Genomic DNA, 14828 nt, shown 5'->3' with positions numbered 1-14828 from the left:
GGCTTGAAAGACGAAGGGTATACTACGTAATCCGCATTGCGGTTAATTAATAATGGAAAAAGTATGAAGAACTGGAAAACGCTGCTTCTCGGTATCGCCATGATCGCGAATACCAGTTTCGCTGCCCCACAGGTAGTCGATAAAGTTGCAGCCGTCGTCAATAACGGCGTCGTTCTGGAAAGCGACGTCGATGGCTTAATGCAGTCAGTAAAACTGAATGCAGGTCAGGCAGGTCAGCAATTACCGGATGACGCTACGCTGCGTCATCAGATCCTGGAACGTTTGATCATGGATCAAATCCTCCTGCAAATGGGTCAGAAGATGGGGGTGAAAATCTCTGACGAGCAGTTGGATCAGGCTATTGCCAACATCGCCAAGCAGAACAACATGACGCTGGATCAGATGCGCAGCCGTCTGGCACAGGATGGCTTAAGCTATTCAACCTATCGTAGCCAGATCCGCAAAGAGATGACCATCTCCGAAGTGCGTAACAACGAAGTTCGCCGTCGCGTCACTATCCTGCCTCAGGAAGTGGATGCCCTGGCGCAGCAGGTAGGCAACCAAAACGATGCCAGCACCGAGCTGAACCTGAGCCACATTCTGATCCCATTACCGGAAAACCCAACGTCCGACCAGGTTAACGCGGCTGAAAGCCAGGCGCGCTCTGTTGTTGATGAAGCGCGTAACGGTAGTGATTTCGGCAAACTGGCTATTACTTATTCCGCTGACCAGCAGGCGCTGAAAGGCGGCCAGATGGGTTGGGGACGTATTCAGGAGCTGCCGGGTATCTTTGCCCAGGCGTTAAGCACTGCGAAAAAAGGCGATATCATTGGCCCAATTCGTTCCGGTGTCGGCTTCCACATCCTGAAAGTCAACGATATGCGTGGCCAAAGCCAGAGCATCTCCGTGACTGAAGTTCATGCTCGCCACATTCTGCTTAAGCCGTCGCCGATCATGACCGATCAGCAGGCACGTCTGAAGCTGGAACAAATCGCGGCAGATATTAAGAGCGGTAAAACGACCTTCGCGGCAGCCGCTAAAGAGTTTTCTCAGGATCCAGGCTCTGCCAACCAGGGCGGCGATCTGGGCTGGGCTGCAGCGGATATTTTCGACCCTGCTTTCCGCGATGCGCTGACCAAACTTAACAAAGGCCAGATGAGCGCCCCGGTGCACTCCTCTTTCGGTTGGCATCTGATCGAACTGCTGGATACGCGTAACGTTGATAAAACTGACGCAGCGCAGAAAGACAGAGCTTACCGTATGCTGATGAACCGTAAATTCTCGGAAGAAGCAGCAACCTGGATGCAGGAACAGCGCGCCAGCGCTTACGTTAAAGTTCTGAGCAACTAATGACTCGTGCTCAACGCGTTGTTATCACTCCCGGCGAACCCGCCGGGATTGGCCCGGACCTGGTGGTTCAGCTCGCCCAGCGCGCGTGGCCTGTAGAACTCGTTGTCTGTGCGGATGCAGCACTCCTCAGTGACCGGGCAGCGATGCTCGGTTTACCGCTTTCACTCCTCCCCTACTCTCCAGATACCCCAGCCAGACCGCAATCAGCAGGTACATTGACGTTGCTCCCGGTTGCGCTGCGGGCACCTGCCGTCGCGGGTCAACTGGCGGTAGAAAATGGGCAGTACGTGGTGGATACGCTGGCTCGCGCCTGTGATGGCTGTCTGCACGGTGAGTTTGCGGCGCTGATTACCGGCCCGGTTCACAAGGGCGTTATCAATGACGCTGGCGTCCCGTTTACCGGACATACAGAGTTTTTTGAAGAGCGCTCACAGGCAAAGAAAGTTGTTATGATGCTGGCGACCGAAGAGCTGCGCGTTGCCCTGGCAACCACGCATTTGCCGCTCAGAGCCGTTGCCGACGCCATTACGCCCGCCCAGCTTCAGGAAGTGATCGGCATTTTGCATCATGATTTACGCACCAAATTCGGCATTGCCGATCCGCATATTCTGGTGTGCGGTCTAAACCCGCATGCTGGTGAAGGCGGACATATGGGAACGGAAGAGATAGACACCATCATTCCGGTACTCGATGAACTGCGTGCGCAGGGAATGAAATTAAACGGTCCGCTGCCCGCAGATACGCTGTTTCAGCCCAAATATCTCGACCACGCGGATGCCGTGCTGGCAATGTACCACGATCAGGGTCTCCCCGTGCTAAAATACCAGGGATTTGGTCGCGGTGTGAATATCACGCTGGGCCTGCCCTTTATTCGCACATCCGTCGATCACGGCACCGCACTTGAACTCGCGGGTCGTGGGCAAGCAGATGTCGGCAGTTTTATTACGGCGCTTAATCTCGCCATCAAAATGATTGTTAATACCAATGAATAATCGAGTCCATCAGGGCCATTTAGCCCGTAAACGTTTCGGGCAGAACTTCCTCAACGATCAGTTTGTGATCGAAAGTATTGTCTCTGCTATTAACCCGCAGAAAGGTCAGGCTATGGTCGAAATCGGCCCAGGTCTGGCGGCATTGACCGAACCAGTAGGCGAACGTCTGGACAAGCTCACGGTCATTGAACTCGACCGCGATCTGGCAGCACGCCTACAGACACACCCGTTTTTAGGGCCTAAGCTGACGATTTATCAGCAAGATGCTATGACCATGAACTTCGGCGAACTGGCACAAACGATGGGACAGCCGCTGCGCGTATTCGGCAACCTGCCGTACAACATCTCCACGCCGCTCATGTTCCATCTTTTTTCCTATACTGATGCCATTGCCGACATGCATTTCATGTTGCAAAAAGAGGTGGTGAATCGTCTGGTTGCAGGGCCAAACAGTAAAGCGTATGGTCGATTAAGCGTCATGGCGCAGTATTACTGCAATGTGATCCCGGTACTTGAAGTACCGCCTTCCGCATTTACGCCAGCGCCTAAAGTTGATTCCGCCGTTGTGCGTCTGGTCCCTCATACGACGATGCCGTACCCGGTTAAAGATGTTCGTGTGCTGAGCCGTATTACCACCGAAGCGTTTAATCAGCGCCGTAAAACGGTACGTAACAGTCTCGGCAACCTGTTTAGCGTTGAAGTACTGACAGAGCTGGGCATTGATCCGGCGATGCGAGCGGAAAATATCTCTGTCGCGCAATACTGCCGGATGGCTAACTATCTGTCAGAAAACGCGCCATCGAAGGAGAGTTAAACATGATCAATTCGCCCCGAGTGTGCATTCAGGTACAAAGCGTCTACATTGAGGCGCAATCCTCACCTGATGATGAACGTTACGTTTTTGCTTACACCGTAACTATCCGCAATTTGGGGCGAGCGCCTGTGCAGCTGTTGGGGCGTTATTGGTTGATCACTAATGGTCATGGCCGCGAAACCGAAGTTCAGGGTGAAGGCGTGGTTGGCGTCCAGCCCCACATCGAACCCGGCGAAGAGTACCAGTACACCAGCGGTGCAGTAATTGAAACGCCGCTGGGCACCATGCAGGGTCATTACGAAATGATCGATGAACAAGGCATCGCCTTTACCATCGATATTCCCGTTTTCCGACTCGCCGTTCCAACACTCATTCATTAAAACAATAACTATGGCGACATACCTTATTGGCGACGTTCACGGTTGTTACGATGAACTGATAGCCTTGCTGCATCAGGTAGACTTTAATTCCGAAAAAGACACCCTATGGCTCACCGGCGATCTGGTCGCTCGTGGACCGGGCTCGCTGGACGTTTTGCGCTACGTGAAATCACTGGGCGACAGCGTGCGGTTAGTATTGGGTAATCACGATTTACACCTGCTGGCCGTATTTGCTGGTATCAGTCGTAATAAACCTAAAGACAGGGTCACATCGCTGCTCGAAGCACCGGATGCCGACGAATTACTTAACTGGCTCCGCCGTCAACCGCTGTTGCAGGTAGATGAAGAGAAGAAGCTGGTGATGGCGCATGCCGGTATCACCCCACAGTGGGACCTGCAGACGGCAAAAGACTGTGCTCGCGATGTTGAAGCCGTGTTGTCGAGCGACTCGTATCCCTTCTTCCTTGATGCGATGTACGGCGACATGCCCAATAACTGGACCCCGGAACTGACCGGGCTGGCGCGCCTGCGTTTTATTACCAACGCCTTTACCCGCATGCGTTACTGCTTCCCTAACGGTCAGTTGGATATGTACAGCAAAGAGTCACCAGAAGACGCACCTGCCCCGCTGAAGCCCTGGTTTGCCATTCCTGGACCTGTCAGTGAAGCATACAGCATTGCATTCGGGCACTGGGCATCGCTGGAGGGTAAAGGCACGCCAGAAGGTATTTACGCGCTGGATACGGGGTGTTGCTGGGGAGGCGATCTCACCTGTCTGCGCTGGGAAGACAAACAGTACTTCGTGCAGCCGTCAAATCGCCATCTGAATCTGGATCCTGGCGAAGCGGTCAACGCCTGATAGTCGTTTGCCGGATGCGGTGCTCGCACCTTATCCGGCCTACATTAGCTGGATGATAAGGCGTTTCGCCGCCATCCGGCACTTACAGTATTAACGACGTTCCAGAATCTCGAAGCAGTAGCTGTGAGAGTTTTGCGCGTCGGCATCGTGGAATTCACTGAACACCGATTCCCAGTCATCCGGTTCGTAGTCCGGGAAATGTGTATCCCCTTCCACTTCCGCATCAATGTGCGTCAGATACAGTTTCTGTGCTTTTGGCAGGAACTGCTCATACACACGCCCACCGCCAATTACCATAATTTCAGGTTCATCGCCGCAGGCCGCAATTGCTTCATCCACAGACTTCACCCACTGCACGCGATCGTCGGTGCCAGGCTTACTGCTGATGACGATATTTTTACGCCCAGGTAACGGTCGCCCGATGGATTCCCAGGTGTGGCGTCCCATGACAACCGGCTTGTTTAAGGTATTACGTTTAAACCAGGCGAGATCGGCAGGGAGGTTCCACGGCATGGCGTTCTCCATACCGATGACGCGATCTACCGCTAACGCCGCAATCAGACTGATCATTGAATATTTCCCGGATACAAAAAAATTGTCGCCACTATACGGAAAGCGCAATCTTTCGTCGACTGGCGGAAAGAGGATGAACAGGAAAATTTTCCGTTCTGCTGGCGAACCGACCTATTTAAGGTGGTACGCCAGCATTACAGTAGTTCAAAAACAGCCAATTAGCAGTAAAGTTTGCAGAACATCACATTTTTTACCCTATGCTGACGGTTTCACTTCCGGCTCATCGGCGACGTCGCCCGTATGCTTACCTTCATCCGTGCCTTGCCAGCCATGGCGTTGAATTAACGATAAGTGCTGACGATCTTCCGCAATAATTTCACTCAGCATTGCGCTGGTGCGTTTATAAACGGCTGCGCGGGAAGTCGCGTCATTTTCCCCTTTCACCATCTCCTCTACCATCATGGTATTGAATCGGCGGAATACGTCAGCCCGCTCACGTGCCTCATAGCGCCCTAGCCCGAGACCTTCCAGTGCCAGACGTCCGGTCTTCAGTGCACCTTCAAAGGTTTCACGTTCCGGCATATCCACGCCCGCCTGGCGCAGGCGGATGTAATGATCCACGTCGCGCGCACGAGCAATAATTTGCAGATGCGGGAAATGCTCTTTCACCATTTCGGTTAATTGCAGGCTGGTTTGCGGATCGTCAATGGCATTAATAATAACTTCAGCTTTCGCCGCCCCGGCAGACTCCAGCAGATCCATCCGGGTCGCGTCGCCATAGAAAACCTTCATCCCGAATTTACGCAGCGTTTCGATATGGTCCGGGTCATGATCAAGAACCACCATTTTGACCCCGCTCGACAACAGCAAACGACCGGTTATCTGGCCAAATCGCCCAAACCCGGCGATGATCACCCGCGGTTGCTCCTCATCGATTTCATCGGCTTCGCGCTCTTCTTCAGTCGCCGATTTTTCCAGACGCGTCAAAATCACCAGCAAAATCGGTGTAGCCGCCATCGACAACGCCACCGCCAGCGTCAGCGATTTCGCCCAGTCAGGATCGAGCACATTTGCCATTTGCGCCGCGCCAAACACCACAAAGGCAAACTCACTGCCCTGCCCTAATAATACGGCAAACCAGCGACGCTGCTTGTTCGGCACTTGCAACGGTTTCGCTATCAACCACAGCATGACGGTTTTGATAACCAGGAAACCGACCAGTAGAATGATAATGCGCAAGGGATTATCAATCAGCGTACCAAAGTCGATAGACATCCCCACACCGATGAAGAACAGCCCTAGCAGCAGTCCTTTAAATGGCTCAATGTCGCTTTCCAACGCGTGGCGATACTCAGAGCTTGCCAGCAGCACCCCGGCCAGGAATGCCCCCATCGCCATCGACAATCCAACCTCTTCCAACAGCAGACCGAAGCCAAACACGAGGAACAGCGCAACGGCACTGAACACTTCCCGCAGGCCCGAACGGGCGACAAAACGCAAGGCAGGACGTGTGACATAACGACCTAACAGCACCACCAGCACCAGTGCGCCCGCTACCTTAAGGGCAGACAATGCAAACGCCCCAAGCGTTGTTGATGCGCCACTCGCTGCCAGTAACGGAATCATCGCCACCAGTGGAATGGCCGCGATATCCTGGAACAGCAGCACGGCAAACGCGCTGCGGCCCATTTGCGACACCATCAGGTTGCGTTCATTCATCGCCTGCATAGCGATAGCCGTTGAGGAAAGCGCCAGCGTCATGCCGATCAGCTCCGCTACCTGCCAGCGCAGGCCGAGGAACATACAGAACACACCAATCAGGCCTCCGCAGACCACCATTTGCAATGCGCCGCCGCCGAACACCGAGGCTCGCAGTTTCCACAAACGTTGCGGATCCAGCTCCAGACCAATGACAAACAGCATCAGCACCACACCGATCTCCGCAAAATGCAGGATGGATTCAGCGTCCGTCACCAGCCTCAGGCCCCATGGGCCGATAATGCACCCGGCGATGAGATACCCCAGTACCGACCCGAGTCCCAGCCGTACGGCGATGGGGACAATCAGTGCCGCCGATCCGAGATAAATCAGCGCCTGTATCAGCGTATGGCTATCCATGGTGTGCCTCCTGCCATTCCATCAGACGCTGTTTGTAGTGACGCGCCTGCGCTTGCAGGGTTTCATCATCACAGATAAACGTACAGTGCATCGCAAACGGCGGTAGCCATTTGAGGCCACAATAAAGTGCCGTCGCCTGTAAGGGTTGAGAAAGCACATCAAATCCGGGATGGGAGCCAATATCGAAGTGGTTTTCACCGCCGCCGGTCGTCACCGCCCACAACAGATGTTTACCGTGCAGCGCAGTACCGCCATGACCATACGCCCAGCCGTGCGAAAGGACTTTATCCATCCACAGCTTGAGTAATGGAGGTGTGCTGTACCACTGCATCGGATGCTGCCAGATGATCAAATCAGCGCGTGCCAGCGCATCCTGTTCAGCGGCAATATCGATATTGAAGTCGGGGTAGAGCTGGTAGAGCGAGCGGATCTCCACGCCCTCCAGCGTCCTTGCCTGTTCAAGCATCCGCTTATTCGCATGCGAATGCTGCGGATAGGGATGCGCATAAATGATGAGGATCATGATTAGCCTGTTTCACTGCATTATTGTAATAACAGTGAGTTTAGTCACTTAATCCACAGGCTAACAGTCAATATTATTGAGTGGCTGAATGGAGAAAACTGAACTAGTTATCCAGTTCACTCATATCTTTAACCTGATCGCGGTTAATCTGTTCCGTCTTACCCGTTTGCGCATTTTTATACGACACCAGGCCAGTATCATCATCGACTTGCGGTTTGCCATCAGTAACGATTGTTTTGCCATCGGTGGTTTTAACCGCCTGGTTTGAGGAACAACCGGCCACGGTAAACAGTGCTGCTGCGGTAAAAATTGAGGTGATCAGGATATGTTTTTGCATGGTGTTCTCCCTGCTTTTCAGTTGTTTTCAGTGATATACCCAGTTAACTGTAGGCTAACTGACTGAGTTGCAGGGAAAATACAGAACACTCCTAATAACTCGCCCTGGTCACGGGCTTACTGCGAATCGTCATTTGACTGGTTTGCGCCAGCGTCAGACCTCGCGTTTCCGGGGCGAAAGCGATGGACACCAGCAGGCCAATCAGCGAAATTCCTGCGCCCATCAGCATGACATTGCTGATCCCGTATTTGGTAATGAACACCGGCAGCGCCCAGGTTGAAACAATGGTGCCGATGCGGCTTAAGGACATAATCACCCCGACGGCAGATGCGCGAATGTCGGTAGGGAACAGTTCATTTGGGTACAGCCACTGAAGATTTCCCGGTCCCCCCGAGAAAAAGGCGTACACGGCAAACGCCAGCACCACCAGCCACGCTCCCATATCAGGAATTAACCCCAGCACGGCCAGCGCCAGCGTCATCATAATAAAGCTGCCAATTAACAATGGCCGACGGCCCGCGCTATTGAGCCAGAACATGGGTGGAATGCACCCCAGCATAAAGCACAGGCTTATCACCACATTGCCCAACGCCGCGCTTTTCCCGGCACCAAGCCCCAACAGTCCAACAATCTGCGGACCAAAGGTATAAATGGCGAACATCGGGATCACCTGACAGGTCCAGATAGCGGCAACAAACAGGACAAACGGGAAATGACGGCGGTTAAACAGCTGCAGGAAGCGCGTCTCCTGCGGCGCCTCTTCGTCGAACACCACCGGTTCGCCGAACAGTTTGATCATCATCGCTTCACACTCTTTCACCCGACCTTTACGCAGCAGCCAGCGCGGCGATTCAGGAAGATCGAAGCGCCCAATCAGGATCAAAATACAAGGGATCACCGCGCTGCCCAGCATCCAGCGCCATCCTCCTTCAACATCATACAGCCAGTAACCGACCAGATCGGCACAGGTGGCGCCGACATACCACATCGCGGCGATAAAACCGATGGAGAAAGCGCGCTGGCGGGTATTGGAGAACTCAGTAATCATCGAGGTAGCAATCGGATAATCGGCACCAATCACAATGCCGATCAGCACACGCATTACCAACAGCTCAATGGGTGAGGAAACAAACATGGTTGCCGCCGATATCACGCCAATGGCGATAATATCGATGATGAACATTTTGCGCCGCCCGACCTTATCGGAAATGTAGCCAAACAGCGACGTCCCCACAAACAGACCGGCGAGCGTGCCGGCCCCCAGCAGACCAATCCACTGTGCGTCCAGTTTCAATGCTGGCGTGAGCTGTTCCAGCGCCACGCCAATCATCACCAGCACATAACCATCCAGAAATGGCCCACCGCTTCCCCACAACATTATCCGGCGGTGAATAGAGGTAAATTTGATGTCATCAAAGTTCCTGGGCTGCTGCATAGCGACTTCCTGTTTCAACACGGGCAAAGCGTCATCTGTAGGCCGGATAAGGCGTTTACGCCGCCATCCGGCATTGGCGCCACATGATTGCCGGATGGCAACGCTACCACGTCTTATCCGACCTACGGGTGCACAACCTCGTACTTATTAGCCGTAGCGAAACTCCACGCCAAATGTCCCGCGCGGGTATTCCCACTTTTCCAGCGCTGTATCAAGTCCGAGAATGCGGCACGTTCCGCACTCCAGGCATCCGGCGTAATCAAAACGGACGCTGCCGTCGTCCTGCTTTTTATACAGTCCGGCTGGACAAGCCTTAATCAGTACTTCCAGCGCCTGTTTATCAGGATCGGTTTTGAGAATGATGTGCGGGCTGTCTTCATCCACATTGAACTTATTGACGCCCAGTTTGACGTCCACATTGACGGGAGATGTCATAATACGGTCACTCCTTTCAGGCCATCTTTCATCAGGTTGATGAAGCCCACTTTCTTCGCATGACACAGGATTTTTTTGCGCATTGGCACCGGAGCAGAGCCATCTACGGTGAACAGGTCGCGCGCGATGCTGACCGCCATTTCGGGATAGGCGGTAAACATGCGTGGGTTATCAAGGAAAGCGGGAAGCTTCTGATACATGCGCATATCGCGCATTGGACCATCATCGAGATGCTGACGGTATTCGCACAGCGACTGTTTGCTGAAGTCGTCGCGCTTCATTGCGGAAAGCACCGTTTTCGCCGCCGCTTCGCCTGCAGATATGGCGAGATCCATACCGCGGATGGTAAAGCCGAGGTTCATACACATTCCGGCAGCATCACCGGCAATCAGCACACCGTCACCCACCAGTTCAGGCTGCATATTCATACCGGCCTCCGGTACGACGTGCGCGGCATATTCCACCAGCTTGCCACCGGCGATCAGTGGGGCAACCGCCGGATGCTGTTTGAAATCTTCCAGCATTTGTGGGACCGATTTTTTAGCATCTTTCAGATGATGAAGACCGCAGACCAGCCCCAGAGAAAGGGTCGTTTCATTAGTATAGAGGAAGCCCCCGCCCATCAACCCATCGGTTGGCGAACCGGCAAACAGGCAGGCTGCGCCTTCGTTCCCCTGCAACTGGAAACGATCTTCAATCACCGATTTTGGCAATTCGATCAGCTCTTTTACGCCAACGGCAACATGCGATGCCTCAACGCGCTTTGCCATGCCCAGTTTTTCTGCCAACAGAGAATTCACCCCGTCAGCGAGGATCACCACTTTGGCTTCCAGAATATCGCCGTCGGCTTCCACACCCACGACTTTGCCTTCGCGCTGCACAACGTTATCCACCCGAATACCGGTGATAAGCTGGGCTCCCGCCTCCTCGGCCTTCTCCATCAGCCAGGCGTCAAATTTGCTGCGTAAGACGGAATAAGAAACCTGCGACGATGCGGCCTCTTCACCATTGCAATAGTCGATGGTCATCGCCCCTTTGTCGGTCATAAAGGCGAGTTTTTCGTGGGTGATTATGCGTTCAATGGGGGCCTGCTCAGCAAAGCCGGGAATGATGCGTTCCAGGCTATGCGCATACATGCGCCCACCGGTGACATTCTTCGCGCCAGCAGAATTGCCGCGCTCGATGACCAGCACCTGTGCACCTTCCCGAGCCAGCACCAGCGCCGCAACCGAACCGGCCAGACCTGCACCCACGATGATGGCATCAAAGATATCTTCGGACATACGTACTCCTGTCAGTGGCAGGATACTTTCGCACCCTGCCCGAATGGTTTAACGCGCCAGAGCAGCCGTCAGCGCAGGCAGGATCTTCAGCGCATCGCCAACGATGCCAAAATCTGCGTACTGGAAGATCGGCGCATTTTTATCTTTGTTGATGGCGAAAATCGTCTGCGCGCCGTTGGCGCCGACCATATGTTGGATCTGCCCGGAGATCCCCACGGCAAGGTACAGTTCTGGCTTGAGCATCAGGTTGGAAATACCGACGTAGCGTTCGTGCTCCATCCACTTCTCGTTTTCCGCCACCGGACGTGAACAGGCCAGCTCAGCGCCAATCGCCTGGCACAGCGCTTCGGCCAGCGAGATATTTTCTTTGCTACCAATACCGCGTCCCACGCTGACCACCAGACGGGCTTTGTCGAGATCGACGCTGTTGCTCTGACGCGCCTGCGTTGCCGTACGGGTCACAGCGATAGTCGGAGCCTGCCACTGGACGGTGTGCACCTCGCCGCTGTGAGCGGTATCCGGTTGCTGCGCGTCAAACGTTCCGCTGCTGAGAGTGATCACGGCAAACGGTGAAGCGATTGTTTCTGCTCCCATCGCCAGGCCGCCGTAGACCATATGTTTGACCGCCGCTTTTCCGTCCTGCACCGCGACTGCGCTGGCGTCGTTTGAGACCGCAGCCGACAAGCGAAAGCCCAGCTTTGCCGCTAACAGCTTGCCCCGACGCGTATTCGGCAGCAGCACCGCGCCGCCCTCGCTGTGCTGACGAATGGTTTCGGCCATCGCATCGGCGTAGTCTTCAACCATACGGTCTTCTGGTTTGCCGCTGAGCAGCCAGACATGATCTGCGCCTAAATGGAATGCCGCCGCGCTGTCCTCATCGCTGAGCACAAACGTGTTAACGTTTTCACCTAAAGCCTGCGCACCATTCATCAGTTCCGGCAGACGAGAAGGGGTATCGCTGAATACCCAGACACTGGAAAATTTGTTCATAACATCCCCTGATAATTAAATGATTTTGCGAAGATTCTCGACAAACGCGGCAATCTGTTCTTCACCGTCACCTTCAATCACAACGCGCTGACGCTCGCGCTGCTTCGGTGCGGCAACCTGTTGTTCGGAATACGCTTGCGCGCCGTTCAGCCCAATGTCCGCAGACGACCAGACCTGGACCGGTTTTTTCGCTGCACCAAGAATGGCTTTCATGGAAGGGATTTGAGGGGTGTTGATGTCGGTAGAGACCGCGATCACCGCCGGAAGCGGGATACTCAGGGTTTCAACTTCATCTTCCAGTTCACGCTCTACCGTCAGCGTGCTGTCGGTAAGAGAGAGGATTTTACTCACGCCGTTAATCGCCGGCACGTTCAGCATTTCGCCCACCAGCAGACCAACCTGCTGAGCATAAAGATCGGAAGAACCGTCGCCGCAAATAAGCAGATCAAAACCTGATTTTTGTGCGGCGGCAGCCAGCGCAGTGGCGGTTTGTTGCGGCAGCGTCTGTTCAAATTGATCGTCAATGACAACAATCAGTTCATCAGGGCCACGGGAGAGCACATCTTTGCGCCCTTTTGCATTGGTCAGCGCTTTGCCGCCGACGCTCATGGCCACAACCTGAGCCTCTCCCACCTGCTGTTTTAACTGGCAAGCCGCTTCGATCGCATTCAGATCATATTGGCTGATTTTGCCATCTGCTTTGCTGAAATCGAGTGTTCCATCAGCATTATTAATCGCAATATCCTGCTCATCAGGTACGCATTTGTAGCAAGTAATTATCTTCATTGCATCTCCAGAAATCATGAAGGAAACGTATTTATATCGGCGGTGTTAAATACAGATATCACGCTCTTTAATTCGGAAATAAAACATTAATCACCAATATTGAAAATGTCACACATTGATATTCGTAACTTTCAATAGTGTTATGCACCTCACCAATATTGAAAGAAACATGTCAAATACGAAAATTTTCAATATTGTTTGCTGGTTCAACAATATTGAACGCCAGTCACTTAAAAAAGTTAAAAAATCAACATCAACCCAATGATTAATAAAAGAATTAATTGGATTTTCAGACAAAATAACCAGCATAAAAAAGTGTGACACAGATAACAGAATAGCCGGAAATGAATACCCATTATGAGTTACTCACTGAGGCGCCCCAGAGGTTAAAAAGTTATCAACAAATCATTAATAACAAATAAACAAACGATCACATACGGGCACGCTAAATAAATTTCGTTTTCACACTGGAATTCACTTATGAAAAATGAAAAGAGAAAGTCGGGAATTGAACCGAAGGTTTTTTTTCCGCCATTAATAATTGTTGGGATACTTTGTTGGCTAACAGTAAGAGATCTTGATGCCGCTAACGTCGTTATTAATGCGGTATTCAGTTATGTCACCAACGTCTGGGGTTGGGCATTCGAATGGTATATGGTCGTCATGCTCTTCGGCTGGTTCTGGTTGGTCTTTGGCCCGTATTCGAAAAAGAAATTAGGCGACGAAAAACCTGAGTTTAGTACCGCCAGCTGGATTTTTATGATGTTCGCTTCCTGTACATCCGCCGCGGTGCTGTTCTGGGGTTCCATCGAGATCTACTACTATATCTCTACCCCTCCGTTTGCTCTCGCCCCCAACTCCGTTGGCGCAAAAGAGATAGCTCTGGCGTACAGCTTGTTCCACTGGGGACCGCTGCCGTGGGCGACCTACAGCTTCCTTTCAGTCGCGTTCGCCTACTTCTTCTTTGTACGCAAAATGGACGTTATCCGCCCTAGTTCCACGCTGGTACCGTTAGTTGGCGAGAAGCATGCTAAGGGCTTGTTCGGCACCATCGTCGATAACTTCTATCTGGTGGCGCTGATCTTCGCGATGGGCACCAGCCTCGGTCTCGCTACCCCGCTGGTAACCGAGTGTATGCAATGGCTGTTCGGTATTCCGCATACGCTGCAACTCGACGCCATCATCATTACCTGCTGGATCATATTGAACGCCATTTGCGTGGCCTGCGGCCTGCAAAAAGGGGTCAAGATCGCCAGCGACGTACGTAGTTACCTGAGCTTCCTGATGCTCGGCTGGGTGTTTATCGTCAGTGGCGCCAGCTTCATCATGAACTACTTCACCGACTCGGTCGGCATGCTGCTGATGCATCTGCCGCGCATGCTGTTCTATACCGATGCCATCGGCAAAGGCGGCTTCCCGCAGGGCTGGACTGTTTTCTACTGGGCGTGGTGGGTTATTTACGCCATCCAGATGAGTATCTTCCTGGCACGTATTTCTCGCGGTCGTACCGTACGTGAACTGTGTTTCGGGATGGTACTGGGCCTGACCGCTTCCACCTGGATCCTGTGGACCGTCCTTGGCAGCAACACGCTGCTGCTGATGGATAAAAACATTCTCAACATCCCGCAGCTGATTGAACAACACGGCGTGGCGCGCGCCATTATCGAAACCTGGGCTGCTTTACCGCTCAGCACCGCCACCATGTGGGGATTCTTTATCCTCTGCTTTATTGCCACCGTCACGCTGATTAACGCCTGCTCCTATACCCTGGCGATGTCCACCTGTCGCGAAGTTCGTGATGGTGAAGAACCGCCGCTGTTGGTGCGTATCGGTTGGTCAGTTCTGGTCGGCGTCATCGGCATCGTTCTGCTGGCGCTGGGTGGGCTGAAGCCCATTCAGACCGCAATTATCGCCGGGGGATGTCCGCTGTTCTTCGTCAACATCATGGTGACGCTGTCCTTTATTAAAGACGCCAAAGTGCACTGGAAAGACAAGTAATTCTTATTAACCCAA

15 protein-coding genes are annotated in these 14828 nt (G+C 53.1%); 6 read left to right on the top strand and 9 right to left on the bottom strand.

Translation table 11 applies throughout. The annotated features are described in order from the left end of the window. Nucleotides 1-63 precede the first annotated feature (63 nt). Genes surA through apaH form a run of 5 tightly spaced genes read left to right on the top strand, consistent with a single transcriptional unit; the run spans nt 64 to nt 4395 of the window. Nucleotides 64-1350: a peptidylprolyl isomerase SurA gene (gene surA, locus OGX86_RS03860; RefSeq protein ID WP_003829603.1), complete on the top strand. Its 1287-nt coding sequence runs from the start codon at nt 64-66 to the stop codon at nt 1348-1350. After that, complete coding sequence (gene pdxA, locus OGX86_RS03855; RefSeq protein ID WP_286639339.1) at nt 1350-2342, top strand: 4-hydroxythreonine-4-phosphate dehydrogenase PdxA; 993 nt, start codon at nt 1350-1352, stop codon at nt 2340-2342. Before surA ends, pdxA begins: the two co-directional genes overlap by 1 nt. Beyond that, nucleotides 2335-3156 (top strand): 16S rRNA (adenine(1518)-N(6)/adenine(1519)-N(6))-dimethyltransferase RsmA, encoded by an 822-nt coding sequence (gene rsmA / locus OGX86_RS03850; RefSeq protein ID WP_003829609.1) that lies wholly within the window; start codon nt 2335-2337, stop codon nt 3154-3156. The genes pdxA and rsmA overlap by 8 nt, the downstream gene beginning before the upstream one ends. 2 nt (nt 3157-3158) lie before the next feature. Then, on the top strand, nt 3159-3536 hold the full coding sequence (apaG, locus tag OGX86_RS03845) for a Co2+/Mg2+ efflux facilitator ApaG/CorD (RefSeq protein WP_003018867.1): 378 nt from the start codon (nt 3159-3161) through the stop codon (nt 3534-3536). A 10-nt stretch (nt 3537-3546) separates the two neighbouring features. Next, on the top strand, nt 3547-4395 hold the full coding sequence (apaH, locus tag OGX86_RS03840; RefSeq protein ID WP_048227110.1) for a bis(5'-nucleosyl)-tetraphosphatase (symmetrical) ApaH: 849 nt from the start codon (nt 3547-3549) through the stop codon (nt 4393-4395). A 90-nt stretch (nt 4396-4485) separates the two neighbouring features. On the opposite strand, the gene folA is transcribed toward apaH, so the two are convergent. The 9 genes from folA to OGX86_RS03795 form a co-directional block, all read right to left on the bottom strand. Next, on the bottom strand, nt 4486-4965 hold the full coding sequence (folA, locus tag OGX86_RS03835; RefSeq protein ID WP_003018873.1) for a type 3 dihydrofolate reductase: 480 nt from the start codon (nt 4963-4965) through the stop codon (nt 4486-4488). Between the two features lie 198 nt (nt 4966-5163). Then, the gene (gene kefC / locus OGX86_RS03830; RefSeq protein WP_003829616.1) at nt 5164-7026 is read right to left on the bottom strand and encodes a glutathione-regulated potassium-efflux system protein KefC; all 1863 of its coding nucleotides are present in this window, start codon (nt 7024-7026) and stop codon (nt 5164-5166) included. After that, complete coding sequence (gene kefF, locus OGX86_RS03825; RefSeq protein WP_003829618.1) at nt 7019-7549, bottom strand: glutathione-regulated potassium-efflux system oxidoreductase KefF; 531 nt, start codon at nt 7547-7549, stop codon at nt 7019-7021. The genes kefC and kefF overlap by 8 nt, the downstream gene beginning before the upstream one ends. Nucleotides 7550-7652: 103 nt before the next feature. Beyond that, nucleotides 7653-7886: a YgdI/YgdR family lipoprotein gene (locus OGX86_RS03820; protein ID WP_003018880.1), complete on the bottom strand. Its 234-nt coding sequence runs from the start codon at nt 7884-7886 to the stop codon at nt 7653-7655. A gap of 91 nt (nt 7887-7977) precedes the next feature. Further along, on the bottom strand, nt 7978-9321 hold the full coding sequence (locus tag OGX86_RS03815; RefSeq protein WP_020996234.1) for an MFS transporter: 1344 nt from the start codon (nt 9319-9321) through the stop codon (nt 7978-7980). A gap of 147 nt (nt 9322-9468) precedes the next feature. Continuing rightward, entirely contained in the window at nt 9469-9756 is a 288-nt protein-coding gene (gene fixX, locus OGX86_RS03810) for a ferredoxin-like protein FixX (RefSeq protein WP_000203736.1), read from the bottom strand. Beyond that, entirely contained in the window at nt 9753-11039 is a 1287-nt protein-coding gene (locus OGX86_RS03805; protein WP_286639338.1) for an FAD-dependent oxidoreductase, read from the bottom strand. Before OGX86_RS03805 ends, fixX begins: the two co-directional genes overlap by 4 nt. 48 nt (nt 11040-11087) lie before the next feature. Next, on the bottom strand, nt 11088-12029 hold the full coding sequence (locus OGX86_RS03800) for an electron transfer flavoprotein subunit alpha/FixB family protein (RefSeq protein ID WP_100271520.1): 942 nt from the start codon (nt 12027-12029) through the stop codon (nt 11088-11090). 15 nt (nt 12030-12044) lie between these two features. Beyond that, on the bottom strand, nt 12045-12815 hold the full coding sequence (locus OGX86_RS03795) for an electron transfer flavoprotein FixA (protein WP_048214962.1): 771 nt from the start codon (nt 12813-12815) through the stop codon (nt 12045-12047). A gap of 480 nt (nt 12816-13295) precedes the next feature. On the opposite strand from OGX86_RS03795, the gene caiT reads away from it, so the two are divergent. Next, nucleotides 13296-14813 carry an L-carnitine/gamma-butyrobetaine antiporter gene (gene caiT, locus OGX86_RS03790; RefSeq protein WP_003829695.1) on the top strand — a complete coding sequence of 506 codons (1518 nt, stop codon included), beginning with the start codon at nt 13296-13298 and terminating at the stop codon, nt 14811-14813. The last annotated feature ends 15 nt before the right edge of the window (nt 14814-14828 follow it).

The sequence above is a fragment of the Citrobacter sp. Cpo040 genome, assembly GCF_030332915.1.
Taxonomy (GTDB): Bacteria; Pseudomonadota; Gammaproteobacteria; order Enterobacterales; family Enterobacteriaceae; genus Citrobacter; species Citrobacter portucalensis.
This window is presented reverse-complemented; position numbering and strand designations above follow the sequence as displayed.